The following is a 25,224-nucleotide window of genomic DNA, read 5'->3' on the forward strand; positions in this document are numbered from 1 at the left end:
GGTCAAGCAGCAAAAAAGCGTTAATCCAACTGCGCTCCAGATGCCCTCACAATTTTTGCCCACTTAGCCAACTCATCCTTTAGTAAAGCGCTCAACTTATTAGTTGGAACGGGTGCAAGATCCAAGCCTTGTGCAGATAGCTTCTCACGCACTTCTGATTTAGATAGGGTCTTCTCCATCGCTGCCTGTACCTTCTTGATTACATCCGCACTAACGCCAACAGGTGCATAGATGGCTACCCATACCTCACCAACACAATCAGGATAAGTTTCTGCAATCGTTGGAATTTCAGGCGCAGCGCTAGAACGCTTTGCAGAACTAATCGCGATCGCCTGAAGCTTCCCTGCTTTAATGTAATTGAGTGCAGAGGGTAAGCTCGCAAATGCCAGTGGTACTTGTCCACCTAATACATCATTAATTGCTGGGGCTACTCCTTTGTAAGGAATATGTTGCATGTCAATGCCAGCGCTCGCATTGAGCATGGCACCCAATAAGTGACTAATCGTGCCATTACCAGCCGAGGCATATGACAACTCTCCAGGCCTCTTCTTAGCCGCAGCCACAACATCCGCCAACGTTTTATAAGGAGACCCCGGTGGAGAGACTAATACATAAGGCGTTGCTCCAATGTAATACAAGGGCACAAAATCATTTACAGGATCAAAACCAGGATTTTTATATAAAGAAGGATTGATGGCTTGCGCACTATTGATGGTGAGCAGTAAGGTATAGCCGTCCTTAGGTGAGCGTGCAACACTTTGGGTACCAATATTACCGCCAGCACCTGGTCTATTTTCAACAACAATCGATGCGCCAATAGCTTCACCAAATGATGGTGCAATTAAACGCGCCACAATGTCGTTAGTGCCGCCTGCCGCCTGAGGCACCACCATGGATATAGGCTTGCTTGGGTAGGTCTGCGCCTGAACTCCAATAGAGGCAAGCAAGCCTAAAGCAAAAAATAGATGTTGAATTAGCCTGCTCATTTCCAGACCCCTTTTAATTAACCAAATTCAGGCGGTGACGTACTTCACCCACATGTCCTTTGAGGTCGTATAGTTCTTTCGCATCCAACATGGATACCTTGATATTTCCAACGCGCCTCTCGATATCCACAAGATCTTTAAAGTTCTTTTCTTTTAATGCTGGATTTTGGGCATTCTTCTCAATCACCTTGAGCTCTTCATACACCTGCGCCAACTTCAATCGCAATAAGAAATTTTTGGTAGTTGGAATATAGGTAAATAATGGAATCAAAATTACTAGTAATGGAATAACAATTTTGACAAAACGTCCTGCCCATACCGCAGTCCAAAACGGCAAGTGACGATGTAAGAATGAAGGGCCATCCTTTAGATAAATCTCCGCATCCGCATGCAATGGGAAATCCAGTCCAGAACTAGAGGGGAACTCCCCCACTTTTTGCAACCGCGAATAGGATTTCAGAATATCGTAAGAAGCGCTCAATAAGAGTGAAACCATTGCCGGACTTACATTGTCATGAGCTACCAAGGTGGCAGTAGCAGCCATCACCTGGATGTCCTGACGAGGTTGATCGTGCTCAATACTCAATAAACCTCTGGGTACGGTCACTTTGGATAAATAAGTAAGATTTCGGGTGTACGCATCCGCTTGGTCAAAATCCATCAAGCGAATACCTGGAATAGAGTAAAACTTTTTCAGAACGGGCGCCTCTGCAGCTGCCACTATAAATACTGCATCCAATTCGCCATTATTTAACTTAAGAATAGCTTCATCGGGCTTTAATTTCTGCGCGCCAATTTCCTTGTCTGTAATACCACTAGTCTGCAACAAACTCTGAGTAAGCGCTAAAGTTCCGCTCCCATCATTACCGATGGAGACGCGCTTACCTTTTAGCTGACTTAAAATCTTGAGTTGGCCCCCATCATTTTTAAATGCGCTTTCACGATACCAAACCCAAATAGGCTCGTAAAACATTCCGGCTATCGAAACCAAATTTGGATATTCGGCAACATTAGCAACACCACCCTGCACCATTGCAAAATCAACCCCAGAATTAGGGTCATTCAAAAGAGCTAAGTTATCTAAAGTTCCGCCGGTGGATCGCACATTGAGATCAACACCCTCCTTAGCTATTTCCAATTTCAGGCGTTCGCCAAACTGGTAATACAGCCCAGTAGGAAATCCAGTAGCCATCTCGATTGACTTTGGTGGCGGCGGGACTAAAACCCACAGAACGCCAAAAAGGATAGTTAGTAGGACAAAAAAGGCTGCTGTTAGAGCCAGGGGGTTATAAATTTGTTTTTTGATGAAATTCATGGAAATCTCTTGTGTTTTTTGCATTATGCCCCGAGCAAAGCAATAGGCAAAGGTTTCAAAACAGGCCCAATAAATCACGATAAGATGATGCTTTTAAGCAGCCCTAAAGAACATGATGAATTCAGCAAAAACCAAGGTAGCCCTAGTCACCGGTGCAGGAACTGGTATTGGGCGGGCGGCTGCCAAAGCGCTCCTCAAGGGAGGCTATCAAGTAGTCCTTACTGGACGCAATCTCGATAAATTAGAAAAGGCTATTGCTGATATTGGCGGCAATCAAAGTAACTGTCTAGCGGTTGCTTGCGATGTCGGCAGGCCCGATGAAGTCAAAAAGCTATTTGCGGCACTTAGCAATCAATTTGGCCGCATTGACGTACTCTTCAATAATGCCGGTATGGGGGCTCCTGCTATCCCAATGGAAGACTTAAGTTATGAGCAGTGGATGAATGTAGTCAATGCCAACCTCTGTGGTGCGTTCTTGTGTTCACAGGAAGCGATTCGTATGATGAAAGCGCAATCTCCACAAGGTGGCAGAATTATCAATAACGGTTCAATCTCTGCGCATGCACCTCGTCCAATGTCAGCACCCTACACGGCAACCAAACATGCCATCAGCGGCTTAACCAAAACCATTGCATTAGATGGGCGCCCTTTTAATATCGCGTGCGGTCAAATCGATATCGGCAATGCTGCAACAGAGATGACTGAACGTATGGCTGCTGGGATCCTGCAGGCAGATCAATCCATCAAGATAGAGCCACGCATGGATGTTGATCATGTTGGTGAGGCCGTACTGCATATGGCCCAACTGCCACTCGAAAGCAATATTCTGTCGATGACCATTATGGCAACCAATATGCCGTTTGTGGGTAGAGGCTAAAACCTTACTGGCGAACTTGGTCGACTAGTAGGCGAACATTGGTTGTGCCGACTTTAATTGTCTGCACTGAAGAGATTAAATCCCCCACTTCCGGTTTCGCCATCCCAGTCTTAGAAATGCGCACCTCGACACTCGCCTCAGATAGTTGAGAGAGAGGCGCACTGGGATTCATAGCCAATGAATCATTCAATATAAAGCTCATTGGAAAGTCAGTTGCAGACGCCTTCAAGACAGCAACAGGCATACGCTCACCAGGTTTGCGCGCAATTACCATCACAATGTCGCCAGGCTTAATCTTAGATTTAAGATCAGCAGACAATTCAATCTTGCCGCTAATGCCTTTTCCGGCTGGAGCAACCGGCGCTGAAGTAGTCAGACCACCTTTAGAGCGCGCCTCAGCAATAGATCCCTGAATAGCACGCGCCTCATCCGTATTGGGCGGAAGTTGTTGCGCAAGCTTATCCCAGGACTGCACGGCTGCCTTGTAATTTTTAGCGTTATAAGATGCGGTTCCAGAAAGCCAAAGTGCCATCATGTTATTGGGGTCCAGCTTTAATGCCTGATTAATCAACTGCGAAGGCTTCCCAACAAAACTCCCATTTGCATTGCTTGCCAGAACATCTGCATAGTCAGCTAACAATTGCGGATCAGAATCAATAAAGTTACCGGCACGTGCATACGCTTTAGCGGCATCCTCATCGCGGCCCAAGATTCGATAGGAACGAGCTAACATCGCCCAGCCTTTTAAGTTGCCAGGATCTTTTTCCATTTTAATGGCAAATTCAGCCACCATTTTTTCGACACCTTCTTGGGTGACTGGTTTTTCAGAATTGTTTTGGGCTACCCGAACAACATCCCCCAAGGAGAAATACAGCGCTGATGAGAGCAAGACGATAAAGATACACAACCCGAGTGCAGTCTTCTTTGAAGAGCCCGCAACCTCTCGGTCATCCTCTTCAATAGTGTCTTGAAAGAGTCTCTGACGCATTTCAGCATGCGCAATTTCATAATCAGTTGAAGTAATTGCACCAGCTTTATATTCAAGCTCTAATTTATCCAACTCTTCACGGTAGATGGTGGCATTCATCTGACGACGCGATGTCGACGAGCTCTTCGCGGGAAAGATGAATGGGCGCAGCAATAGCACCAATACCAGAACCAGAAGCAAAAAGGCGGGGATCAAAAAGCTAGTCACTTATTTCATCCCTCTTTCTTATCGCTTGCATTTAATAGTGCATCGATTTTTTGATTATCAGCATCAGTCAGCGTGACATTAGGCACGCTGCTATCTCTGCGTCTTAAATACATTAATAAACCAGCAATGCCCAGACCCAAAATAACAAATGGGCCAATCCATAGCAACCAGGTCACTGGCTTGACTGGCGGACGATACAGTACAAAATCACCATAGCGCTCGACCATAAACGAGCGGATTTGATCATCGCTCTTACCTTCTTTGATCAATATCCGAATTTCACGACGCAAATCATTGGCTAAATCCGAGCGCGAGCCTGCCAATGACTCGTTCTGACACACCAAGCAGCGCATTTCTTCTGAAATACTAATAAGACGCTGCTCTGTTACAGGGTCATCCGCGAGTGGTGCAGCATCTTTGGCAAACGCGTTGCCTAAACTAAACACGCAAACGGCGATTAATAAAATTCGCCTCATGATTTCTTTAACTCACTCAGCATAGGATAAATTTTTTGATTCAATAAATCCATTGTTAACGGGCCAATGTGTTTAAAGCGAATCACCCCGGCCTTATCGATGATGTAAGTCTCAGGCACACCATAGACGCCATAATCAATGCCAACTCGCCCATTAGCATCAAAGGCGGAGAGCGTATAAGGATTGCCTTGTTTTGCCAGCATTGCTACAGCATCTTCACGCTTATCTTTGTAGTCCAAACCAATCACTGGGGCTATTTGGGACTTAGCAAGCTCAACCAACACCGGATGCTCTTCACGACAAGCTACACACCAGGATGCCCACACATTCAGAATCCACACCTGACCCTTCATACTTGCCGGTGAAAACGATTTATTAGCATCAGCCAATTGAGACACTTCAAATGCAGGGGCAGACTTGTTAATCAAAGGCGATGGGACCTCATGTGGATCACGATTTAAGCCAATAGCCAAAAAGACTACCAAGCCCACAAACAAGATCAGAGGGATTAAAAATTTTGCTTTCATGCGAACTTGCTCTTTAACTTCAGTCGATAGCGCTTATCCGACATAGCCAACACGCCACCTAAAGCCATCAACAGGCAACCACCCCAAATCCAATCCACAAAAGGCTTGTAGTAAACACGTACAGCCCAGGATTGATCGGCCAATTCTTCACCTAGTGATACATAAATATCGCGGGTGAGCCCAGCATTAATCGCTGCCTCAGTCATTGGCATCGTCGAAGAAAAGTAGCTTCGCTTCTCTGGATAAAGATTGATGTGATCGCTGCCATTTTTAGAGAGCAAGAACGTACCGCGCATTGCCTGGTAATTTGGGCCGCGAGCATTACTAACACCCTGAAGCTGGATTTGATATCCACCAACACTTACTGTATCGCCAGCGGACATGCGCACATCTTTTTCTTCTTGATAAGCACCCACCATTGTGACGCCAATCACAAATACCGCAATACCTAAATGCGCCACCTGCATACCAATAAAAGAACGGGTTGGTTTACCGGCTTTGGCTTGGCGAATAATTTGCATGCAGCCCGAAGCGATTACCCAAAATGCCAACATGAAGCCCATGCCTGCAAGCCAAGTAAATTGGCCCATGATTAAGGGAATTCCAACGCCTGCAATCAAAGCGACTGCGCCTGCAATCCATAAACGCTTGATGATGCTAATTAAATTACTCTGCTTCCAGCTTGCCCATGGACCGATACCCATCAATACCAGCAATGGCACCATGATAGGCACGAATACGCTATTGAAATAAGGAGGGCCTACAGAAATCTTACCTAAATGCAAAGCATCAATCAGCAATGGATATAGGGTGCCTAGCAAAACAGATCCGGCAGAAACCACTAAAAAGACATTGCCAAGCAAAATCAAAGTTTCTCTGGAGCTCAAACTAAATTTGCCGCCCATCGAACTCTTAGGCGCACGCCATGCGTAAAGCATCAGAGACGAACCAACGACGAGTGATAAGAAGATCAGAATAAAGATGCCACGCCTTGGATCAGTCGCAAACGCATGCACTGAGGTCAGGACGCCCGATCGAACCAAGAAGGTTCCTAGTAGCGATAAGGAGAAGGCAGTAATCGCCAAGAGCACAGTCCAACTCTTAAATCCGCCGCGCTTTTCGGTAACCGCTAAAGAATGTAACAAAGCAGTACCCACGAGCCAAGGAATAAACGAGGCATTTTCAACGGGGTCCCAGAACCACCAACCACCCCAACCCAATTCGTAATAAGCCCACCACGAACCCAAAGCAATACCAAGGGTCAGGAAAACCCAAGCAGCGGTTGTCCAAGGACGTGACCAACGAGCCCAAGCGGCATCCAATCTTCCAGATAATAAGGAGGCAATCGCAAATGCAAAGGCCACAGAAAAACCAACGTAGCCCATGTACAACATTGGCGGATGAAATACTAAACCCGGATCTTGCAAGAGTGGATTTAATGAGCGGCCATCTTGTGCGGCTGGCAATAAACGCTCAAACGGATTTGAGGTTGTTAAAACAAACAGGAGCAAACCACTAGTGACCAAGCCCAAAACGCCAATCACTCGCGCCACCATAAAGTCATCTAATGCTTTAGAAAGCTGAGCAACTAAAATGGTCCAGGTAGCCAGCAAAAAGATCCACAACAAGAGTGATCCTTCATGACCGCCCCATACTGCACCTAATCGATAAATCACTGGTAGCTGTGAATTCGAGTGCTCAGCAACATAGAGCACAGAAAAATCATTGGCGTAAAAACTCCAAGCCAAGATTCCAAAAGCAATCGCCAGTAATAAGAAAACTGTTTGCGCAGCAGGTCTTGCTAGCACCAACCAATCGCGCCGACCAAAGTGCGCGCCCAGCAATGGCAAAACTCCCTGAATGCACGCAATACAAAGCGCCAGAACTAGTGCGTAGTGCCCAAACTCAGGAATCATTTATTCGTTCCGTTTTTTTGAGCTTGCTCTAAAGCATGTTTTGCTTCAGGAGGCATATAGTTCTCGTCATGTTTAGCTAATACTTCGCTGGCAATAAATTCACCATTCGCATTCATACGACCTTGGATCACGGCACCCTTACCCTCTTTAAACAAATCAGGAAGGATGCCGGTATAGGCCACTGGAATATCTTTCACCAGATCAGTAATCACAAAGTGCACGGTTAGGCCATCGCGCTTTAAAGAGCCGTCTTTTACCATGCCACCAATTCGGAAAGCCTGACCTTGAGGCGCTTTGCCCGCTGACACTTCACTTGGAGTGACGTATAAAGCAATATTGCTATTAAGCGCATTCAAAATTAAGAGTGCAGCTACACCAATTACGATCAGCGCTGCAACAATCATCAATGCACGTTTATGTCTAGGCTTCACTTACTAATCTCTTTATCAAACTGCTCAGCTAATTGCTCTTGCTTCAACCGCCGTACGATTGCTCTAAAGCGAGCACGCGCCATGAGGGGTTCCAATATCAATACCAGCGCACAAACACCAAAACTACTCCACACATACAGTGCGTAGCCGCCCATGGCAAAAAACTCAGAAGGGCTATTCCACATCAGATTTTCACCTCAATTGATTGTCTCACCCAATCAGCATGGGCTTCACGCTCCAAAATGATTGCCCTCACTCGCATTAAGGTGACTGCAATGGTGTACATCCAAAGACATAAAGCCATCAACAGCATTCCCAAGAGCATGGTTTGTGCCATCGCCGGGGCTTTTGTGAGAGAAACGGAGGCGCCTTGATGCAAGGTGTTCCACCATTTCACTGAGAAATAAATAATCGGTACGTTTACAACGCCTACTAAAGCCAAAATGGCACTCGCCTTATCGGCACGGCGAGGGTCATCAATGGAGGCTCGCAAGGCAATAAAGCCTAAATATAAAAAGAGAAGAATTAACTCTGAAGTAAGGCGAGCATCCCAAACCCACCAGGCACCCCACATGGGCTTACCCCAGAATGCCCCGGTCCAAAGAGATAGAAATGCCATCCAAGCGCCTATAGGGGCAAGAGCCTGCGCCATCATGGCAGACAAACGGGCATTAAAGACCAGTCCTAATCCTGCCCATGTAGCCATGACTAAATAAATAAACATCGACATCCAGGATGCGGGCACATGAATAAAAATGATGCGATAGCCCTGCCCTTGCACGGCATCGACAGGCGCAACAAAGAAGCTAATCCACAAACCAGCAGCGCCAAATAAAAAAGTTAAGACCCAGAAGAATGGGATGAGCTTACCCGCCACCGGATAAAAAGTGCTAGGGCTAGATAACTTAAACCAGTTAACTACGCGATGATTAGAAAAAGTATTTATCGGATTCATTCAATTGCAATCTTTACAGCAGCACTACTTACCCAAGGAACAAATGCTAAAGCCAAAATCAATAACGCGCCTAGCAATGAAAAATGGCCTGACGTATCCAAACCCACACTATTAGCATATACGGCGCCAGCGCCAAAAATGAGAACCGGAATATATAAAGGCAATATCAATAAGCTTAATAGTACGCTGCCGCCTCTGACACCCAAGGTTAAGGCTGCACCTATGGATCCTAGTAAGGATAGCACCGGGGTACCTAATAATAGGGTTCCCATCAGTACATACAAAGAACTGGCATCCAGATCAAACTGAATGCCGATGATCGGGGCTAAGAGCACGAGTGGTAGTCCACTCACCATCCAATGGGCAATAATTTTTCCAGTTACTAACAAGACCATAGGCTGCGGCGACAAGGCAAGCTGCTCTAAAGCGCCGTCTTGGTAGTCTGCGGCAAACATCCGATGCAAGCCTAATAGAGTAGACAGTAAGGCTGCAACCCAAAGAACGCCTGGAGCAATCTTACGCAGCAAAGCAGCATCCGCACCAATACCCAATGGAAACAAACTAGTCACCACGACAAAAAAGAAGAGGGCTGTGAGCACCTCGCTCTTGCGGCGCATAACCAAGAGCAAATCACGGCGAATGATAGCTAGTAAAGCATTCATAGATCTAGCACCCTCACACGCGGAAGATCCACTGCTTGATGGCTAGTCAGTACCACTAGACCACCTTGCTCCACATGTTCTGCTATTAACCCTTGCAAATCTTGTACGGCATGAATATCCAGTGTATTGAATGGCTCATCCAAAATCCACAGCTTCGCTTGACGCGTCAACATACGCGCCATTAAGACTCGGCGCTTTTGTCCAGCCGATAAACAACCGACTGGTAGGCTCTCGCGCCCACGCAATCCAAAACGCCAGAGGGCTGCTAAAGCCTTATCAACCGGTAAATGAATATCGTCTAGCACTGCATACAGCTGCAGATTTTCCAAGGCAGTGAGATCCTCTTTCAGAGCATCACGATGCCCCAGGAATAAAAGCTCCCGATGATATGTAGAAGGGTCTTTAGCGACTGACTGATGATTCCAAAGAACCTCTCCCACCTCTGGTTTAGAAAGTCCCGTCAGGAGTCTTAAGAGGCTAGTTTTTCCGACCCCGTTCTCACCGCGCACATGCAGGCACTCTCCAGCCGTCACTGTCAGATTCAGATTTTGAAATAATTGTCGCTCCCCACGAATACAAGTCAGCGCACGAGCTTCGAGCGTCAAATGCGGTGTATTGGAGGAGGAATGAGTATCAACTGTCATGAGGGCTTGGGGCTTGAATCAACCACCCATGGCATTGTCCAAGAGCCCCTAAGAGCTGTCAAACCAGCAAAAGTGGAATTAAAGGAATAATCCCTTTTAATTCAATTACTTATGAAATTATAAACCGAGTCGGCCGAGAATGAAAAAACCACCCGTAGGTGGTTTTTCAGATGACATCAGCCCAACAAAAGGAATTAATCCTTTTTTGAACCCTCAATAGCAATCATGATGGTTACATCGTCACCTACGTTCGGTGCGTATTTGCCCATATTGAATTCTGTGCGCTTCACTTTTGTTTCAGCATTGGCACCGCAATAATCAGCACCAGACATTGGATGTTTTTTGCACTCAAAATTAGTGATATTCAATGTAACTGGCTTACTTACACCCTTCAATGTCAACACACCTTTTAAAGCAACCGGTTTTTCACCTTTAAAAATCATATCGTTTGATTGAAAGATAGCAGTTGGAAACTGTGTCGTCGATAGAAAATCTTCGCCCTGAATATGGCTGTTAAACAAAGTAGATCCAGTATCAACAGATTTCGTATCAATCGTAATATCTGCGCTACCCTTTTTAGCTGTCTGATCAATAGTTACAGTACCAGTAACGGTATTAAAGCGACTAGTCTGATTTGAAAAACCTAAATGGTTATATTCAAATTGAGCAAAAGTATGGTTTGCATCTGCAGTGTAGGTTACTGGCGCGGCAAAAACAGAGCTAAGGCCAATAGTTGCAAATAAAGCGATAAGTAATTTTGATTTCATGTAATTCTCCTGATTAAAAATTGAATAAGTAAGTTAATTTGTAAAACTATTTTTGATTTAAGACTAAGTGAACATTGACTGGCACCTCATTGGCAACTGCAGAAGTGTCTGCCCAGTTTCCAGCACCCAAGCCAAAATCCAACCTCAGCACCTGAAAGCTGGCATCAAAGACCATCTGCTTGCCTTGCAGCTGATACTTCACGGATATCAACAGTGGCACAGCTTTGCCCTTGATGGTTAGGGTTCCATGGGCATCCAAACTATTGGGGCCTGTAATCTTTACAGAATCCGTTACATAGCTGGCAGTTGGAAAGAGTTTTGTACTGAACCAGTCTTTTCCTTTTGCCTCTTCTTGCAACTCTTCCCCACCAGCATTAAAACTTGAGATTTCAATAATGAGGTTAGCCTTCGCTTTTTCTGGCTCATCTGAATTAAATAAAACCTTCCCAGAAAATTTTCCAAAACTTCCAGAGATCTTTGAGCCCATCAATTTACTTGTAAAAGTAATTTTGCTTTTCGAGGCATCAATAGATGAATACTCCACCGCATAAGCCGAGCTTGCAGCGCTAATGAATAGCATCGCTAATAAAGCCTGTGCCAACATCCCTAAATGTAATGAGCATTTACTTTTCACGGCTAGACCCTCCAAAGGTCATACGACTTAATAAGCCATCTTTATCGATATATTGATGCTTTAGCGCAGCCAAAATATGAAGTCCAACCAAAGCCATTAATCCATTGGCCAGAAACTCATGGATCTCCTTCAGCTGATGGCCAAGTGCCTTATCTTTATCTACCAGATCCGGCAATTCAAATAAGCCAAAGTAGTTGACGGTATAGCCCTTAGCGGAACTCATTAACCAGCCCACAATCGGAATCAGAAGCATCAATAAGTACAGCGCAAGATGGGTTAGCTTCATTGCACGCTCTTGCCAGGCTGGCAATGCGAGGTTTAATGCAGGAGCTGGATGAATTGAGCGCCACAATAAGCGCAGAACCACCAAAAAGAATATGGTGACACCAAGCCATTTGTGCCAGCTGATTCCTGTAATTCTGAGTGGACTCAATGGAATATCATCCACGGCAATTGCAATTGACCATGTTGCGAATATCAAGAGCGCCATCACCCAATGCAAGATGATGGCAACAGAGGTGTATCTGACTTTATTCATTATCCGCGCAACTGTTTGGTAATTTTTGCAATACGCTCGCCATACAGTCTTGCAGTCTCTAGATCACCCACATTCACTTCATCAGCACTTGCATCGGATGGTGTTTGCATCATTGCACCCGCAGATGAACCTACATAGTTAATGTCATCGCGCTTTGCGGCCTTAGAATTCGATGGCATCAATCCAGTGCCAACCCAAAGACCAGAATGCTGCATAGCCAAAGTAAAGAAATAATGTAAGGTTGAATGCTTATCACCATTCATTGTTGCTGAATTCGTAAAACCACCGAAAACCTTGTCTTTCCACTGTTGTGAAAACCATTGCTTAGAGCTAACGTCAGCAAACTTCTTAAACTGCCAACTCACCGTACCCATATAGGTTGGAGAGCCAAACACAATAGCGTCAGCATCATTGAGTGTCGCCCATTGCGCATCAGTAATATTGCCCTCAGCGTCAATGGCAATCAATGTTCCATTAGCGCCTTTAGCAATAGCCTCAGCCTGCTTTACAGTGTGTCCATAACCACTATGAAATACGACAGCTAATTTACTCATCAATTTCTCCTTAAAAATATTGACTTGATGTTTATGATTTAAAAGCGTCTTTCAGCAACCGCAATGACTCTTCTAATTGCTTTAATTCATTTGATGATAATTTCTTAAATGCACCATTTAGATATTCCAAATGCTCTGGAAATACTTTCTCAAATAAAGACTGTCCAGATGTCGTCAAACCAATCAGCTGACTACGCGCATCTTGAGAATTTGTCTGACGAAGAATGAGACCTTTTGCTTCCAAGCGCTCTAGCACCCCCGTTAACGTTCCCTTGGTCACCAGTGTTTTCTCACCTAACTCCTTACAAGTCATCGGCAACTGATTGCCCAACGTGGCAATCACATCAAACTGGGTCATCGTTAAACCCATTGCTGCTATGTGCGGAGCTGAATAACGCTCAAACGCTTGATAGGCAGAAACGAGGTTTCTCAGGACGGGTAAAAAGTTCATAAATCTTATTTAAAGTACTAGTTAGAACTAATATAGTACTAATACGAACTATTTGCAATAAAAAACTAAGAAGCCTTCTATTTATAGGGTTTAAAGCAAGTAATACATTGCAATTAGGAAGTGCTAGCTCACGAGGTTAGCCTCTGTTAGCTTCCTTGGCTAGCGCTTAGCGCACAGAGCGAGACACGCCTGGCTTTATAGGGCTCTACTCTGGCTTGATGCCAGCACTCTTAATAATCTTGCCCCAGCGAACCGATTCCTTCTTTTGAAATACTCCGAATGCCTCTGGTGTCATAGCGTAATACTTTGCACCCTCTGCTTCCAGCTTCTTTTGAACTGCTGGCTGCTGCATGATTTTGGCAACTTCATCATGTAATTTTTTAACAACTGCAGGTGGAGTACCTGCTGGAGCAAATAGACCAATCCAATTCTTTACATCAAAGCCCGGCAAGGTTTCGCTAATACTTGGCAAATCTGGCATAGATGGATCTCGCCCTGCGCCAGTGACAGCCAAACCTCGCAATTTATCACTTTTGACATAAGGAAGAATAGTGGGCATGGTTGCAAACATCACTTGAGTTTGACCCCCAATGAGATCAGTAATAGCTAAGGCATTTCCTTTGTAAGGAATATGCGTCATATCCACTTTTGTAGTCATTACAAAAAGCTCTCCCGCTAAATGACTGGCGGTACCGATGCCCCCTGAACCGTAAGAAACTTTTCCTGGGTTTGCTTTCAGATAAGCAATTAACTCGGCAACATTTTTAACGGGTAAATTTGGATTAACCGCTAACAAACCTTCTGCATCCAATACGAATACCACAGGCACAAAATCCTTCAGGGGATCATAGGGCATGTTTTTAACCAAGTAGGGATTAACAGCATGTGTACCAATACTTCCCATGATTAAGGTATAGCCGTCTGCTGGCGATTTAGCCACAAAGTCGGCGCCAATGTTTCCAACGCCACCTGCCTTGTTTTCCACAATGACTGGCTGCCCAAAAGACTCGCTCAAGCCCTGCGCAATGATGCGGGAGAATCCATCCGCAATCCCACCTGTGGCAAAAGGAGAAATGATTTTAATTTGGTGGTTCGGGTAAGCACCTGCTTGGGCGTAGGTGTTTTGATAAGCAAACAAGCCGAGCATCAGAGTAAAGATGAATGTAATTTTTTTCATATTATTTTGCTACCGATCTTTAATGAATGGGTGCTGCACATAAGCCTTGAACTTGGTATTTCTGAATCAGATCGGTCACCAGACCACTACGAATGAATTCTTCTACACATGCACTCAGAAAATCGATTGCCTCTACATTAGATTTATTGGTTGCGATTGCTTGCTGAATTCCAGTAAATTGACCCTCCAATATTCTTAAGCCTGGAACTGTATTTGCAAACGATACCAAGCCTGTTTTGAGTCCAGCTAATGCATCTAACTGCTCACTTATAAAAAGTTCATTACTTGCTTGCAGGCTATCTGCATGCACTAAGGTTGCATGCTTTAGATTGCGCTGTAACCAGTGGTCATAGGCACTCTTAAAAAATGATGCAATCCTCACCCCCAGTTGGTCTACTTGAGAAATATCTTGGATCTGCGAATTCGCGGGCACTAAGTAAGTTGCCTCGAGCTCAGCATACGCAGGTGTAAAAGTAACCTTTTGAGCGCGCGCTGGATCGGAGCCCACCAAAACAATGCCGCACTTGCCAGTAGCCGCAGCATCTACCACCTCATCTTGAGTCTCAAAACCCTTTAGGTCTAATTGCACATCCAGACGCTTTGCTATTGCGCGACAGATATCCGGCGCAATACCCGTAGGCTCTCCTGAAGATGTGCGAACAGTCACTAGCAAGAAATTACCAAGATAGACTGCGGCAGAAAGTACACCGTGAGGGGCAAGCTGCGCCCTCACTTCAGAAGCAATTGAATTCAAAATAATCCTTAGGATTGAAAATTAGAGACTGCTCAGAATTGAACTGTTTCACCTTCAGTCATCGGGATAATTTTGATATTGCTACCCTTCATAGCCTCCTGAAACTCTGCTAACGTACCTTTAGTCATCGGGTTAGAGTTGTAATGCATTGGGATCACCATCTTTGGCTTCACCCAGGTACGCAATGCATATGCAGCATCATCCGGAGCCATTGTGAAATTGCCTCCAATCGGAACCATCACTAGATCAGGCTTGTAGTGCTCGCTAATAAATTTCATATCACTAAATAAGCCGGTATCGCCCATGTGCCAAATCTTAAAACCGTTCTCAAGCTCAATAATGAAGCCCATTGGCTCGCCGGCGGGATGTGATTCCATCTTGTCTGTAGCCGGATTCTTCCAAACCAATAAAGAAGAGTGCTCTGCTTGAACTGCGGTTACCTTGATTCCAGGCGCAGGTGTTACGCGACCCGTTTTATTAAAGCGATGACCCAAGTCTGCTGGCAGAATTCCCAAAGTAGTGAGTGGCGTCACCATATCGGCCGGACCATATAACTTGATGTTATTCATCTTAGCCACAGCTGGGGCATCGCCAAGATGGTCAACGTGTGCATGCGTCACTAGCAACACATCAATCGGACCAATCGCTGCCAAATCATTCTTGTAAATCGGCGGCGTCTTAGGTCCGCCAGTAATCCAGGGATCAATCAGAATCATTTTTCCCTGAGGGGATTTAATCCGGAACCCAGCCTGTCCAAGCCATAGCGCCTCAGTCTTACCCTGAGCACCTACAGCTGGAGAATTCTGTGCATTACTGAGTGAGGCTGTTGAAACTAATATTGCCGAAAGCAATACACCCAAACCGCTTTTAGTTGAAAAGCATTTCATTCATTTATCTCCTAATGATTGTAGTAATCAGGAAACTATAGACCAAATTGAATGTTTAGGCTTATGACGCAATGCGTCAATTTTCAAGGCATTATTTCCAAAAAAGGGAAACCTTTTGTGGTGAGTCGGATTTAATAGAAAGTGCCCTCTTTTGAACCACCCCTTGATAAGCTGCCTCGATCACATAGTCACCAGACTCAAGATTAATCAGCATATAAGGCCCATCTGCTTGGGCATCAAAAATGAGCTGTTTTTTAGAACTCATGATCTTGATACTTGCTCCGAAGATCCAGACTCCCCTGCCATTTTCTATTTGAGACATTTCTAATAGCAATGGCCATTGCTTTGCATCAGCCAAAATCGCAACCGTCTCACTCTCACCTACCCCACCAGTGATGTAAGAAATTCCCTGTGAATGTTGCGCCTCAGGAATTTGTGCCAAGGACAAAGAGCTCAATAAGATGAGTGGAGTGGCAATCAATATTTTAAGAAGTGTTTTCATACTTCTATCTTACGTCTGATTGATGCATAAAAAAAGCCCCGCATACACGGGGCTTATGTGCGTTAGAACACTTAAGCTTGTGGAGTCATCACAATGGCGCCTGAAACTTTTCGTCCCTCAGCAGCACGATGCGCATCAGCAGCTTGCTCTAAAGAAAATTTTGCGCCGATTTGTACTTTGACCTGCCCTTTGGCAATTGCATCAAATACTGCTTTAGCATTTTCTTTTAACAAAGCTGCAGTAGCGTTGTGCGGAAATACAGAAGGTCTAGTTAAAAACAGGCAGCCCTTCTTATTTAAGATCTCTGGCTGAATTTCAGGAGCTGGGCCTGAAGCAGCGCCAAACAAAGCGACTGTTCCAAAAGGGGCGGCACAATCTAAAGAGCCTAAGAAAGTAGTTTTAGCAACAGAGTCATAAACCACATTAGCTTTTTTGCCACCAGTGGCTTTAAGTACTTCTTCAACCCAATTTGCTTGAGAGTAATCAACAACAGCATCGCAACCCGCTTCTTTAGCAGCCGCAAACTTTGCTGGTGAACCCACAGTGCCTACGACAAATGCACCCAATGCTTTTGCCCAACCAGCTAATATTTGACCAACGCCGCCAGCAGCTGCGTGCACGAGCACTACATCACCCGCTTTTACTTTATAGGTTTTTTGCACAAGATATTGTGCGGTCATTGCTTTAAAGAAAACGGCTGCAGCTACTTCATCAGAAATATTGCTTGGCAGAACAACCAATTTGTCGGCCGCTACATTACGCGCGCTTGCATAAGCACCTATCCCAGCATTCATATAAACGACGCGATCACCCACTTTTAAATCAGTGACGCCTTCGCCCAAAGACTCAACCACACCAGTAGCCTCATGCCCAAGGCCTGTAGGCATCTCTAATGGATAAACGCCTGAGCGCTGATATACGTCAATGAAATTAAATCCAATGGCAGTCTGACGGAGCTGCACTTCACCTTTTGCAGGTGGCGGCAATTCTTTATCAATCACTTTGATTACGTCTGCACTACCTAGTTCAGTAAGACTAACGACTCGAGCTTTTGTCACAGGTCACCTAATTATTTTTATATAGAGAAAAACATCATACAGTAAGGGCGCCAGCAGAATCCTCTTCAATTACCGCCCAAGTACTGTCACCCAACTTCTTTACTGCCATCGAATAAGTCCAACCATCTGGAATTCCACAGCTCCATTCTTTTGGACCATTTTGAATCAATACATTAGTGTTATTTCTAACGTCATAGTACAGATGGTAAATTTTTCCATGAATAGGATTAAAGCCAAATTTAGCGCTATGTACCATCTCCGTAGCATCTAGTCTTGCTTGCAGGGCTTTAGCCTGTTTCATCAAGACCTCAGCCTGCTCCATAATGCGATCGTACTCAAGCTTGGCATTTTGGCGAGCTACATTAACAGCCTTATCTTTTTCCTCAGTCACTTTGATGGGTGCAAACACAGGAGCACCCACTTCCATTGGATATTCAATCCCTGCATGTCGCGCTGGATCGGTATCTTCGATTCTCATGAAATGCCTTGTATGTACTAATTTAATAAATAGATGTGATTACTTAATCAAGCCACATGCAATACGTGGGCCAGAATTTCCTGCAGGCTGAGATTTGTAGTCATCCGGATCTCTATGCACAACCACTGAGCGACCAACAATTCCAGTTGGGCCTGTATTTACAGAAAATCCATGTAACTTAGCCGTGTAAGTTGCGTTGCCATTAGCATCGGACTTAATGTTGGGCAAATCTCCTGCATGATTCATGCCGCTGTTAGGCATGCCATGAGATTTTGTTTCGGGATTGAAGTGACCACCTGCGCTGGTTGCATCCGGAGCAGAGCAATCACCTTTTTCATGAACATGAAAACCTTGTTCTGAGTTTGGCTTTAATCCAGAAAACTTAGCATTGATGAGAACATCATCTCCTTGCCAGGTAAACATAACCTCACCCTTAGCCTGAGAGCCTGATCTTGAATCTAAATTTGCGCTGGCTTTTTGCCCAGTACCATGCTCCATTGATTGGCATGCCACTAATGACAAAATTCCCACAGCGGATAAAGCAATCGAAATTTGCTTGAATTTCTTGTTCATTTAGATCTCCTTGGATGAGGCGCCCAAAGGCGACTTCCAAGAAAGTGTGACACAAATCGGGCGCCTTTGCTTAGCGCTTATAGAAGCTCAAAGTCACCTCACCCAAATCAATCCCAAACTTGCTCATCTTGGCCTTATTGAGCATTACCTTGGGGGTGACTAAGTACATCCAATCATTAAATTGCACGTTATAAATGGTGCCATCCACCGGCAATGCAAGGGTGTAGGTCCAGTTCAGAGCATTTCCGGCGAGCTGACCCTGTGCATCCCCCACCACATCATCGGCCCTACCAATATAGTTACCAGGAGATTGCTCAGTTAGCGTCCAGATGCGTGTTTGCTTTGTGCCGTCAGAGTATTCAAAACGTTCATCCAAGGTGCCGACTTTTTTACCTTCAACTACCGTCCAATTTGCTTTGATCAGCACAGTAAAGCGCTTTTTCACTTCACCGCTACGATCAGTAAAGATGCCATAGGCATCAATCGTTCCAGAAAAGTATTCACTCAGCTCTAAGGCTGGTTTCTCAGCCGCATATTGAGATACCTGAGGTGAAGAGCATGAGACTAAAAGCGCTCCACAAAATATTGTGAATGCAAGGCGTGTAAAAAAGGATTTCATAACTTAACAAGCCTCATTAAAAAGTGGTGGTGGACAGGTTTGTCCCAATAGTTCTGTTCTCAGTTTAGGGGCGCTTGTTTTAGGATCTAACCAAATTCCAAAAAATGCCTTTGAAAACTCTGCCCCAGGTATTTGTGCGATTTGTTTGCCATCATGATAAAAAACGGTTCCTTGCTTAGGGGAATAGATAGCAGTCAAAGTCTGCCCTGACTCAACATTAGGCAAGAATGACGCCAACTCCTTACCCCAAAGGGCAGCCTGATCATCAGGTACGCCAGTGCGCTTCATTTCCTCTGCGCTCCGATTGGCGATCGATTTACCGGAGAAGGATTTTTGATAGCGCATATCCAATGCAAACTCGGAGGAAGACAGTGAACCCACCCTATAAAAGGAAGCATCGTAAATATGCAGACCCCACCAAGTCAGTCGACCGCTTCCTTGCAGTTTTGCAGTACTTAAATATGCAGTCACCTCCGAAGGATCGCGAGCAAAGCTGAGCGGCACCAAGAAACTCAGTAGAGTGGCGATGAGGAGAAGATGAATTTTCTTCATTGCTGTGCTGACCTTGAACGGGCCTTCACAAAACGTAACGCTGCTGGCCCAAAGAAATTAGATATCGCATGCCGATTCTTGGCAAAAAAGAGATAAGCCAATTTCAAGAATGGCTGAAGTGGCTTTCTTGAAAAGAACCAGGCCATACGAGGTAAGTTTGCACGACGATAGGCCTCAGGAAAAACTGAGACGCCTTGTATCAATTTGCCACTAGCAAACTGACCATACATCGCCGCCAATGCAGCCTCACAAGAGACGCCCACCTTTTGAGGATCATACTGATCTGAGTTAATGTCGACAAAGCCCAATAGATTGTCTTGATTGCGTCCCGATAAAAAGAGAATCTCCGCCTGGCACAACGGGCAAGCGCCATCGTAAAACAAGGTGAGCTTTTCTAATTGAGTCATTGTTCAGCAAGTTTACGGCTTATTCAATAAACTGGCTGACACGGATATTTTTAAGGTTGCTATGCAAAAAGAAGTTGCGTTAAATGTTTTTGGTGAACCCCTCATTCCCTGCTCTTTCGATCCCCTAACAGGGTTTTTTAGGGATGGCTGCTGCAAAACCAATGAAGAGGATGTGGGCAGTCACTTAGTTTGTGCGATTGTGACCAATGAATTTTTACAATTTAGCCTGCAAAAAGGAAATGACCTCATCACCCCAAGACCAGAGTATCAATTTCCAGGTTTAGTGGCAGGCGACCAATGGTGCTTATGCATCAATCGCTGGGTGGAGGCACTCAATGCCCAATGCGCACCATTTATCAAACTTGAAAGCACTCACATCAAAGCCCTAGAGACCGTCCCCTTGAATATCCTGAAAGAATATTCGAGAGAAATGTAAAAGTGTGAAAGCGTTTTATACCGACCATTTTGTATTGCCACTTCCAGAGGGGCATCGCTTTCCGATGGAAAAGTATTCTCGCTTACGTGATTTGGTGAGTGGAGAAAAAAATATTGAGCTTGTAGAGGCGCCGCCTGCAACAGATAACCAAATTCTGTATGCTCACGACCCAAGCTATCTCATTAAAGTCATTGAAGGAAAGCTTTCTCCACAAGAACAAAGAGAAATTGGATTTCCATGGAGTGAGCAAATGGTGGAACGTTCACGCCGTTCAGCAGGTGCTACGGTAGCTGCAGCCAAAACTGCTTTGCGAGAAGGAATTGCCGCCAATCTTGCGGGTGGTACCCATCACGCTTATCGAGATACTGGTAGTGGATTTTGTGTTTTCAATGATTCGGCTATTGCTGCCCGCACTTTACAAAAAGAGATTAGCTTATCCCTCAAGGTTGCAGTGATTGATTTGGATGTGCATCAAGGAAATGGCACTGCGTCGATATTACAAAATGACGATTCTATTTTTACTCTTTCTATTCATGGGGAAAATAATTTTCCATTTAAAAAGGAAGAGAGCGATCTTGATTTGGGTCTAGAGGATGGCTGCGAAGATGCCACCTATTTAGATGCCCTGGGCCAATCACTAGATCAACTGGATTCACGCTTCAAGCCAGACTGCCTCATTTTCTTAGCTGGTGCAGACCCCCATGAAGGAGACCGCTTAGGAAGGCTGAATGTCAGTACAGCAGGAATGCGCTTGCGGGATGAGACGGTATTTCAGTATGCCTTGGATAGACAACTACCCATCGCGTTTTCAATGGCGGGCGGCTACGGAAAGGAAATAACATCCACAGTGGATATTCACTTTCAAACCATTAAGACCGCCCTACAATTTCAGAAGCAATATTAAATCTTTAGCTATTCTTTTTTGAAGCACTTTTTGGGCTAGCGAGATTACTGACATTCTCAACACTCTTCTCAAAATTCGTAAATGAGTCTGCCATTGCAGCGCGAATCAATTCAAAATTTTGCAATGCATTATTAAATGAGGTTTTAAATACAGAGACATAAGCCTCGCTACCAAGCGGCGCATTATCTGTTGCATCATTTACAAAGTGAATTAAATCTGCCTTAGATTCTTGAATCATAGTTTCAGCAATATCGGCTAGCTCTTGATTGCCACTTTTAAGCACCTGAAGTAACTGATTGTGATATTGAGAGATCTCTTTGGCCGCATCCTGCAGCACTTCGGCATGAACATATTCAAATGCAGATCGTGGATCCTGAGTTTTCATCAACTCCGATACCCTTATCTGAATTAAGGCGGCCAATTCCTGCGTCGCCTGCTGATTAATCTGTGCGATTGCCTGAGCACTTTCAATCGCCACACGCCCAGCGGCCTTGGTTGCATCAATCGCTCTTTGTTGTCCTGGGATTGAATTCATATCAAGTGATTTCTTGCTCATATCAGCCTTTCAGATGGATTGGTTCATCTACCAATCTACTCTCGTTCAGGCGGGTTTCTATAGAGAAATACCAGTAGATCAGCCAGGTATAGGCAAAAGAAAAGCCCCAGCCATTGCTAGCTGGGGCTCTACAACTGCTAAACCATGGATAGGCCCTGAATCTTGCCTTACAGGAACTTTACTTCGTACCCGACTTCTTCTTTGGAAGACTGTTCAGAGTTTCAGCACTATTGAGCTGCTGATCCACTAAGTAAAGCGTGCCTCCATAGTTGGCTTGTAAATCATATCCAGAGAGACCCACTGTATAGAAGGTAATATCTGGGTTAAAGGAGCGAATCGTACCACCAGAACCAGCAGAAAAATTAGCGTCCACATCAATACCACCACGACGACCATCAACTGAAGTCAACAAAAACTGATCGATAGCACCGGGAGTCTTAAAGATCGCCACCTGGTATTGATCTTGATACCCAGCCCCCAAGCCTTCACCTGTTTTAAGTGCCTGCATAAAAATAGGCTCTTTGCGTCGCTTATCAAACAGGACGCCTTCACCGCGGGCCACTACCAGCAAAACGATATTGACATTGGTAGTAGTAAAGACTGCATAGCCAGCTGCCTGATTAATTTCCTTTTGAACTTCTGGCTTTTGCTTAATTAATGCATCAAGACCGATCTTCGACAACTTTAACGTAGCGTCACGCTTTTGAATAATCTCTGCAGTAGTGAGCGGCTTGCCATCTTGACCAGTAGATTGACAGCCGCACAGGAAAATCAAAGCAAGCAGAGATACGGCGGCAAATCTAGATACATTGGTAAATTTCATCATAGCTATCAATTAACAGAGATCGTGGCAAGAGGCTTGTCTAACTTGATGTATTTAATTTCTTTGGCGCTTACATCCATTTTCTTTAAATCATAAGTATAGATATTCGTTGTTTCGAACATTTTGAGGTTATAAATCATATTTTTATTGTCAGCTACCGCGCTCCATTCAGTTGTCTCTATTCCACCAGCACCACCACCATAAGCATTCGTGGCAGGCAAACTGATGGCACCAGGAGGAATGTCAAAGCTACCCAAAATATGCCAAGCGGTATTAACTTGTTGAGCAGTTGGGTATGTGGTGGGTACTGACTTTGTCAGAAATAATGCGCGAATAAAACGGCTCGGACTCAAGTAATCCCCAGGCAATCCATGCAAACCACTGCCTGAGCTTGGCGGAACATAAGTAGCCCCGTTAATCACAATTGGGTTTTTCTCTACGCTGGTAAGGTTTGCGTAGTTACCAATATTATTGAGTTGATCCCTAAACGCTGGATCATTTGTCATCACGCCCGTTGGGTTATCAGTGATAACCAATTCGCCCTTAAGGTACTCAATCACAATACTTTTTCCACTGGCGTCATGAAGTGTCATGCGAACTGGAGCGGATTGGTTGTTATACGCAGGAATTGTGGAGCGATTCACTTTGATCTTCTGAAATCCCGCCTTTACTTCCCCAACATTGGCGAAGTTGGTTAAGGCATACACCAACATCTGGACAGAAGCTATGCTGCTAGAAGAATCGGCTGGGCTAACCACTTGATAAACAGCGGTATTTGGCGCGTTTAGTAAACCGCCCACTAGACCTTTTTCATTCATACCATCCAAAAGTACTGGCATGCCCAATCCATTCATGCCTGCTGCAGCATACTTGGTAGTCCAATTTAAACCGGTGCCAGGTTTACCATCCACACCAACACCAGGCATAGGTAAATTTCTCGGAATGACTGTTAGCTGGGATTTCAGTGGCAAACCAAATTCCATGGTGCGCCCATAAACAAAACCACCATCACTACCTTTTAGTAAAAAGCTAGTGCAGGCATTGCTGACTAATGGGGCAAACGTTAAAGAGGCTGCTACTGAAACAGCTACTATTCTTTGAATCATTTTTTTACTCATTATTTTTCCTTTACAGCATTGATCTTTAAATAAAAAACTAAGCACTTCTAATTGCAAATGTATTTGATAAATCTTGCTGTATTGATACATCGGCCTCAGCAGGTTTCGTCAATAGATAAGAAAAAATACAGGCAGCTAAGATAATGAGCGCACCGGTAACCAAGCTCCAATTTCTAATATTTGATCTCAATCTCAAATCCTTTTCTTAATTTTGCATCTATGCATCAAGCAGACTTTTACTGCCTCATTAATATGCCTCATTAATATGCTTCATTTTAAGTGCATACTAGAGTCATTATGAAAGCATCCCGTTGGACACAATACTGGCACCAAATAGGCGCAACCCACAGGCTACTGATTATTTCGCTCACCGGGTTCGGATCCTACTTTCTAATCTCGGCCGATCTCAGCCCAATCCTACGTTTAGCCCTTTCTTGGATACTTGCAGGGGGCCTCTATCTGACGCTGACCTACATCATGATGTATTTCTCCACCCAAGAAAATATTCTCAATCTCTCAAAGAAAGAGGATGATGGCGCAGCGAGGATCCTCTTAATCATCGTTCTTGCAGCAGCAGCGAGCTTAGTAACGATCGTCATCATTCTTTCCGGCATTAGAGCACTACCGACCAATATTGCCATTCGCCATGTTGGCCTGGTTCTAGCGACTTATATTATTTCTTGGTTATATGTACACACCGCGTTTGCTTTGCACTATGCACATGTCTATTACCAAGAGCTTGAAAAAACCAAAGAGGCGCCTTTACTATTTGCATCCAAGTTAAGACCTACCTATGTAGACTTTCTTTACTTCTCCATGGTGATTGGCATGACTTGTCAAACCGCTGACGTCAATATTGCCAATTCTAGAGTTCGGTTCTTGGTCATGCTTCAAGGAATGACTGCCTTTGCCTTTAATACATCCTTACTTGCATTAGCTATCAACTTGATTTCAGGGGTAGTAGCACTTTCCTAAAAAGAGAATGCCACCCTAAGGTGGCATTAATGACTTTTGTTTCTGTAATGCTTTTGCAGATTAAGGCGTTACAACGTGCCAAACATTATTAACGTTATCACCTGTCTTATCGCCAGGATTTTTGTCCTTAACAAAGAAGTACAGCGGCTTACCTTTATAGGTCAACTGTTTCTGACCATCATTACGGCTGATGTAAGAAAAGTCACCAGAGAGCTTAATGCCAGGCTCTATGTAGACTGGTGGCCAGTTGGTTGCACAAGTTGCCACACACTCCGACTTACCTGAGCCAGCCTGATCTTTATCAAAGGTATAAATAGTCTTGCCATAACTACTGGTCAAAATACCGTTTGTTACTTTAATAAAATCTGCTGAAGATGTTTTGACATCGGGCGTACCTGAGCAAGCAGCCAATCCCAATGCAACTGCTAATACCGCGCAAAGTCTTAATAAATATTTCATTGTGGATCCTTTTATATA

General features: G+C 44.6%; 34 protein-coding genes. 4 read left to right on the forward strand and 30 right to left on the reverse strand.

Features of this window, described 5'->3' with window-relative positions; all coding sequences use genetic code 11:
* Window positions 1-20: 20 nt before the first annotated feature.
* Window positions 21-986, reverse strand: a complete 966-nt coding sequence (locus tag ICV90_RS08040; protein ID WP_215358310.1) for a tripartite tricarboxylate transporter substrate binding protein — start codon at window positions 984-986, stop codon at window positions 21-23.
* A 13-nt stretch (window positions 987-999) separates the two neighbouring features.
* Window positions 1,000-2,301, reverse strand: coding sequence for a TAXI family TRAP transporter solute-binding subunit (locus ICV90_RS08045; protein ID WP_215358312.1), 1,302 nt, complete (start codon window positions 2,299-2,301; stop codon window positions 1,000-1,002).
* 115 nt (window positions 2,302-2,416) lie between these two features.
* Between ICV90_RS08045 and ICV90_RS08050 the strand changes: the two genes are divergently transcribed.
* Window positions 2,417-3,178 (forward strand): SDR family oxidoreductase, encoded by a 762-nt coding sequence (locus ICV90_RS08050; RefSeq protein ID WP_215360436.1) that lies wholly within the window; start codon window positions 2,417-2,419, stop codon window positions 3,176-3,178.
* 4 nt (window positions 3,179-3,182) lie between these two features.
* Here ICV90_RS08050 and ccmI read toward each other — a convergent pair whose 3' ends face one another.
* From ccmI to ICV90_RS08170, 24 genes are all read right to left on the reverse strand, one after another.
* Window positions 3,183-4,373, reverse strand: coding sequence for a c-type cytochrome biogenesis protein CcmI (ccmI, locus tag ICV90_RS08055; RefSeq protein WP_215358314.1), 1,191 nt, complete (start codon window positions 4,371-4,373; stop codon window positions 3,183-3,185).
* Window positions 4,374-4,378: 5 nt separating this feature from the next.
* Window positions 4,379-4,849, reverse strand: coding sequence for a cytochrome c-type biogenesis protein (locus tag ICV90_RS08060; protein WP_215358316.1), 471 nt, complete (start codon window positions 4,847-4,849; stop codon window positions 4,379-4,381).
* Entirely contained in the window at window positions 4,846-5,376 is a 531-nt protein-coding gene (locus tag ICV90_RS08065) for a DsbE family thiol:disulfide interchange protein (RefSeq protein ID WP_215358318.1), read from the reverse strand. Before ICV90_RS08065 ends, ICV90_RS08060 begins: the two co-directional genes overlap by 4 nt.
* Window positions 5,373-7,292 carry a heme lyase CcmF/NrfE family subunit gene (locus ICV90_RS08070; RefSeq protein ID WP_215358325.1) on the reverse strand — a complete coding sequence of 640 codons (1,920 nt, stop codon included), beginning with the start codon at window positions 7,290-7,292 and terminating at the stop codon, window positions 5,373-5,375. Before ICV90_RS08070 ends, ICV90_RS08065 begins: the two co-directional genes overlap by 4 nt.
* On the reverse strand, window positions 7,289-7,723 hold the full coding sequence (gene ccmE / locus ICV90_RS08075; protein ID WP_072583721.1) for a cytochrome c maturation protein CcmE: 435 nt from the start codon (window positions 7,721-7,723) through the stop codon (window positions 7,289-7,291). The genes ICV90_RS08070 and ccmE overlap by 4 nt, the downstream gene beginning before the upstream one ends.
* Window positions 7,720-7,908: a heme exporter protein CcmD gene (gene ccmD / locus ICV90_RS08080; protein ID WP_215358326.1), complete on the reverse strand. Its 189-nt coding sequence runs from the start codon at window positions 7,906-7,908 to the stop codon at window positions 7,720-7,722. Before ccmD ends, ccmE begins: the two co-directional genes overlap by 4 nt.
* Window positions 7,908-8,678, reverse strand: a complete 771-nt coding sequence (gene ccmC / locus ICV90_RS08085; RefSeq protein WP_215358333.1) for a heme ABC transporter permease CcmC — start codon at window positions 8,676-8,678, stop codon at window positions 7,908-7,910. The genes ccmD and ccmC overlap by 1 nt, the downstream gene beginning before the upstream one ends.
* A complete protein-coding gene (gene ccmB, locus ICV90_RS08090) occupies window positions 8,675-9,340 on the reverse strand; it encodes a heme exporter protein CcmB (protein WP_215358340.1) in 666 nt (221 codons plus the stop codon). The genes ccmC and ccmB overlap by 4 nt, the downstream gene beginning before the upstream one ends.
* A complete protein-coding gene (gene ccmA / locus ICV90_RS08095; protein ID WP_215358342.1) occupies window positions 9,337-9,984 on the reverse strand; it encodes a cytochrome c biogenesis heme-transporting ATPase CcmA in 648 nt (215 codons plus the stop codon). Before ccmA ends, ccmB begins: the two co-directional genes overlap by 4 nt.
* Before the next feature lie 194 nt (window positions 9,985-10,178).
* Complete coding sequence (locus tag ICV90_RS08100; protein WP_215358344.1) at window positions 10,179-10,751, reverse strand: YceI family protein; 573 nt, start codon at window positions 10,749-10,751, stop codon at window positions 10,179-10,181.
* Window positions 10,752-10,797: 46 nt separating this feature from the next.
* On the reverse strand, window positions 10,798-11,385 hold the full coding sequence (locus tag ICV90_RS08105) for a YceI family protein (RefSeq protein WP_215358346.1): 588 nt from the start codon (window positions 11,383-11,385) through the stop codon (window positions 10,798-10,800).
* Window positions 11,375-11,923: a cytochrome b gene (locus ICV90_RS08110; RefSeq protein ID WP_215358348.1), complete on the reverse strand. Its 549-nt coding sequence runs from the start codon at window positions 11,921-11,923 to the stop codon at window positions 11,375-11,377. Before ICV90_RS08110 ends, ICV90_RS08105 begins: the two co-directional genes overlap by 11 nt.
* Complete coding sequence (locus tag ICV90_RS08115) at window positions 11,923-12,477, reverse strand: flavodoxin family protein (protein ID WP_215358350.1); 555 nt, start codon at window positions 12,475-12,477, stop codon at window positions 11,923-11,925. The genes ICV90_RS08110 and ICV90_RS08115 overlap by 1 nt, the downstream gene beginning before the upstream one ends.
* Window positions 12,478-12,508: 31 nt before the next feature.
* Entirely contained in the window at window positions 12,509-12,928 is a 420-nt protein-coding gene (locus tag ICV90_RS08120) for a MarR family winged helix-turn-helix transcriptional regulator (protein ID WP_215358352.1), read from the reverse strand.
* 205 nt (window positions 12,929-13,133) lie between these two features.
* Window positions 13,134-14,105 (reverse strand): tripartite tricarboxylate transporter substrate binding protein, encoded by a 972-nt coding sequence (locus ICV90_RS08125; RefSeq protein WP_215358354.1) that lies wholly within the window; start codon window positions 14,103-14,105, stop codon window positions 13,134-13,136.
* A 19-nt stretch (window positions 14,106-14,124) separates the two neighbouring features.
* Window positions 14,125-14,859, reverse strand: coding sequence for a transporter substrate-binding domain-containing protein (locus ICV90_RS08130; RefSeq protein ID WP_215358356.1), 735 nt, complete (start codon window positions 14,857-14,859; stop codon window positions 14,125-14,127).
* Window positions 14,860-14,891: 32 nt separating this feature from the next.
* The gene (locus ICV90_RS08135; RefSeq protein ID WP_215358358.1) at window positions 14,892-15,746 is read right to left on the reverse strand and encodes a metal-dependent hydrolase; all 855 of its coding nucleotides are present in this window, start codon (window positions 15,744-15,746) and stop codon (window positions 14,892-14,894) included.
* Window positions 15,747-15,837: 91 nt separating this feature from the next.
* A complete protein-coding gene (locus tag ICV90_RS08140) occupies window positions 15,838-16,248 on the reverse strand; it encodes a carboxypeptidase regulatory-like domain-containing protein (RefSeq protein ID WP_215358360.1) in 411 nt (136 codons plus the stop codon).
* A 71-nt stretch (window positions 16,249-16,319) separates the two neighbouring features.
* Window positions 16,320-17,306, reverse strand: a complete 987-nt coding sequence (locus tag ICV90_RS08145) for a quinone oxidoreductase (RefSeq protein ID WP_215358362.1) — start codon at window positions 17,304-17,306, stop codon at window positions 16,320-16,322.
* 34 nt (window positions 17,307-17,340) lie between these two features.
* Window positions 17,341-17,784 carry a DUF2452 domain-containing protein gene (locus ICV90_RS08150; protein WP_215358364.1) on the reverse strand — a complete coding sequence of 148 codons (444 nt, stop codon included), beginning with the start codon at window positions 17,782-17,784 and terminating at the stop codon, window positions 17,341-17,343.
* A gap of 39 nt (window positions 17,785-17,823) precedes the next feature.
* Window positions 17,824-18,357, reverse strand: a complete 534-nt coding sequence (locus tag ICV90_RS08155; RefSeq protein ID WP_215358366.1) for a superoxide dismutase family protein — start codon at window positions 18,355-18,357, stop codon at window positions 17,824-17,826.
* A 70-nt stretch (window positions 18,358-18,427) separates the two neighbouring features.
* On the reverse strand, window positions 18,428-18,976 hold the full coding sequence (locus ICV90_RS08160; RefSeq protein ID WP_215358368.1) for a DUF3833 domain-containing protein: 549 nt from the start codon (window positions 18,974-18,976) through the stop codon (window positions 18,428-18,430).
* A 3-nt stretch (window positions 18,977-18,979) separates the two neighbouring features.
* Window positions 18,980-19,528 carry a chalcone isomerase family protein gene (locus ICV90_RS08165; protein ID WP_215358371.1) on the reverse strand — a complete coding sequence of 183 codons (549 nt, stop codon included), beginning with the start codon at window positions 19,526-19,528 and terminating at the stop codon, window positions 18,980-18,982.
* Window positions 19,525-19,935 (reverse strand): thiol-disulfide oxidoreductase DCC family protein, encoded by a 411-nt coding sequence (locus ICV90_RS08170; RefSeq protein ID WP_215358373.1) that lies wholly within the window; start codon window positions 19,933-19,935, stop codon window positions 19,525-19,527. Before ICV90_RS08170 ends, ICV90_RS08165 begins: the two co-directional genes overlap by 4 nt.
* Window positions 19,936-19,996: 61 nt before the next feature.
* On the opposite strand from ICV90_RS08170, the gene ICV90_RS08175 reads away from it, so the two are divergent.
* Together ICV90_RS08175 and ICV90_RS08180 are read left to right on the forward strand one after the other, a co-directional pair.
* A complete protein-coding gene (locus ICV90_RS08175) occupies window positions 19,997-20,371 on the forward strand; it encodes a DUF2237 family protein (RefSeq protein ID WP_215358376.1) in 375 nt (124 codons plus the stop codon).
* Between the two features lie 4 nt (window positions 20,372-20,375).
* On the forward strand, window positions 20,376-21,275 hold the full coding sequence (locus ICV90_RS08180) for a histone deacetylase (protein WP_215358378.1): 900 nt from the start codon (window positions 20,376-20,378) through the stop codon (window positions 21,273-21,275).
* 4 nt (window positions 21,276-21,279) lie between these two features.
* Here the strand turns inward: ICV90_RS08180 and ICV90_RS08185 are convergent, their stop codons facing one another.
* The 3 genes from ICV90_RS08185 to ICV90_RS08195 all read right to left on the reverse strand — a co-directional run bounded on the left by ICV90_RS08185 (window position 21,280) and on the right by ICV90_RS08195 (window position 23,772).
* Window positions 21,280-21,831, reverse strand: coding sequence for a phasin family protein (locus ICV90_RS08185; protein ID WP_215358379.1), 552 nt, complete (start codon window positions 21,829-21,831; stop codon window positions 21,280-21,282).
* Window positions 21,832-22,009: 178 nt separating this feature from the next.
* Complete coding sequence (locus tag ICV90_RS08190; protein WP_251367712.1) at window positions 22,010-22,657, reverse strand: hypothetical protein; 648 nt, start codon at window positions 22,655-22,657, stop codon at window positions 22,010-22,012.
* A 5-nt stretch (window positions 22,658-22,662) separates the two neighbouring features.
* Complete coding sequence (locus ICV90_RS08195) at window positions 22,663-23,772, reverse strand: linear amide C-N hydrolase (RefSeq protein ID WP_215358381.1); 1,110 nt, start codon at window positions 23,770-23,772, stop codon at window positions 22,663-22,665.
* A gap of 297 nt (window positions 23,773-24,069) precedes the next feature.
* On the opposite strand from ICV90_RS08195, the gene ICV90_RS08200 reads away from it, so the two are divergent.
* A complete protein-coding gene (locus ICV90_RS08200; protein ID WP_215358383.1) occupies window positions 24,070-24,747 on the forward strand; it encodes a DUF1345 domain-containing protein in 678 nt (225 codons plus the stop codon).
* 60 nt (window positions 24,748-24,807) lie between these two features.
* On the opposite strand, the gene ICV90_RS08205 is transcribed toward ICV90_RS08200, so the two are convergent.
* Window positions 24,808-25,206 carry a hypothetical protein gene (locus ICV90_RS08205; RefSeq protein ID WP_215358385.1) on the reverse strand — a complete coding sequence of 133 codons (399 nt, stop codon included), beginning with the start codon at window positions 25,204-25,206 and terminating at the stop codon, window positions 24,808-24,810.
* Between the last annotated feature and the right edge of the window lie 18 nt (window positions 25,207-25,224).

This window comes from Polynucleobacter sp. JS-JIR-II-b4 (assembly GCF_018687815.1).
In the GTDB taxonomy this organism is placed as follows: domain Bacteria; phylum Pseudomonadota; class Gammaproteobacteria; order Burkholderiales; family Burkholderiaceae; genus Polynucleobacter.

Bases quoted from the DNA above. Each gene is read 5' to 3' on its own strand.
- ICV90_RS08040 (WP_215358310.1), bottom strand. From the start codon at position 986: ATGAGCAGGCTAATTCAACATCTATTTTTTGCTTTAGGCTTGCTTGCC.
- ICV90_RS08045 (WP_215358312.1), bottom strand. From the start codon at position 2,301: ATGAATTTCATCAAAAAACAAATTTATAACCCCCTGGCTCTAACAGCA.
- ICV90_RS08050 (WP_215360436.1), top strand. From the start codon at position 2,417: ATGAATTCAGCAAAAACCAAGGTAGCCCTAGTCACCGGTGCAGGAACT.
- ICV90_RS08060 (WP_215358316.1), bottom strand. From the start codon at position 4,849: ATGAGGCGAATTTTATTAATCGCCGTTTGCGTGTTTAGTTTAGGCAAC.
- ICV90_RS08065 (WP_215358318.1), bottom strand. From the start codon at position 5,376: ATGAAAGCAAAATTTTTAATCCCTCTGATCTTGTTTGTGGGCTTGGTA.
- ICV90_RS08070 (WP_215358325.1), bottom strand. From the start codon at position 7,292: ATGATTCCTGAGTTTGGGCACTACGCACTAGTTCTGGCGCTTTGTATT.
- ccmD (WP_215358326.1), bottom strand. From the start codon at position 7,908: ATGTGGAATAGCCCTTCTGAGTTTTTTGCCATGGGCGGCTACGCACTG.
- ccmC (WP_215358333.1), bottom strand. From the start codon at position 8,678: ATGAATCCGATAAATACTTTTTCTAATCATCGCGTAGTTAACTGGTTT.
- ccmB (WP_215358340.1), bottom strand. From the start codon at position 9,340: ATGAATGCTTTACTAGCTATCATTCGCCGTGATTTGCTCTTGGTTATG.
- ccmA (WP_215358342.1), bottom strand. From the start codon at position 9,984: ATGACAGTTGATACTCATTCCTCCTCCAATACACCGCATTTGACGCTC.
- ICV90_RS08100 (WP_215358344.1), bottom strand. From the start codon at position 10,751: ATGAAATCAAAATTACTTATCGCTTTATTTGCAACTATTGGCCTTAGC.
- ICV90_RS08110 (WP_215358348.1), bottom strand. From the start codon at position 11,923: ATGAATAAAGTCAGATACACCTCTGTTGCCATCATCTTGCATTGGGTG.
- ICV90_RS08115 (WP_215358350.1), bottom strand. From the start codon at position 12,477: ATGAGTAAATTAGCTGTCGTATTTCATAGTGGTTATGGACACACTGTA.
- ICV90_RS08120 (WP_215358352.1), bottom strand. From the start codon at position 12,928: ATGAACTTTTTACCCGTCCTGAGAAACCTCGTTTCTGCCTATCAAGCG.
- ICV90_RS08125 (WP_215358354.1), bottom strand. From the start codon at position 14,105: ATGAAAAAAATTACATTCATCTTTACTCTGATGCTCGGCTTGTTTGCT.
- ICV90_RS08135 (WP_215358358.1), bottom strand. From the start codon at position 15,746: ATGAAATGCTTTTCAACTAAAAGCGGTTTGGGTGTATTGCTTTCGGCA.
- ICV90_RS08140 (WP_215358360.1), bottom strand. From the start codon at position 16,248: ATGAAAACACTTCTTAAAATATTGATTGCCACTCCACTCATCTTATTG.
- ICV90_RS08150 (WP_215358364.1), bottom strand. From the start codon at position 17,784: ATGAGAATCGAAGATACCGATCCAGCGCGACATGCAGGGATTGAATAT.
- ICV90_RS08155 (WP_215358366.1), bottom strand. From the start codon at position 18,357: ATGAACAAGAAATTCAAGCAAATTTCGATTGCTTTATCCGCTGTGGGA.
- ICV90_RS08160 (WP_215358368.1), bottom strand. From the start codon at position 18,976: ATGAAATCCTTTTTTACACGCCTTGCATTCACAATATTTTGTGGAGCG.
- ICV90_RS08165 (WP_215358371.1), bottom strand. From the start codon at position 19,528: ATGAAGAAAATTCATCTTCTCCTCATCGCCACTCTACTGAGTTTCTTG.
- ICV90_RS08170 (WP_215358373.1), bottom strand. From the start codon at position 19,935: ATGACTCAATTAGAAAAGCTCACCTTGTTTTACGATGGCGCTTGCCCG.
- ICV90_RS08175 (WP_215358376.1), top strand. From the start codon at position 19,997: ATGCAAAAAGAAGTTGCGTTAAATGTTTTTGGTGAACCCCTCATTCCC.
- ICV90_RS08185 (WP_215358379.1), bottom strand. From the start codon at position 21,831: ATGAGCAAGAAATCACTTGATATGAATTCAATCCCAGGACAACAAAGA.
- ICV90_RS08190 (WP_251367712.1), bottom strand. From the start codon at position 22,657: ATGATGAAATTTACCAATGTATCTAGATTTGCCGCCGTATCTCTGCTT.
- ICV90_RS08195 (WP_215358381.1), bottom strand. From the start codon at position 23,772: ATGAGTAAAAAAATGATTCAAAGAATAGTAGCTGTTTCAGTAGCAGCC.
- ICV90_RS08200 (WP_215358383.1), top strand. From the start codon at position 24,070: ATGAAAGCATCCCGTTGGACACAATACTGGCACCAAATAGGCGCAACC.
- ICV90_RS08205 (WP_215358385.1), bottom strand. From the start codon at position 25,206: ATGAAATATTTATTAAGACTTTGCGCGGTATTAGCAGTTGCATTGGGA.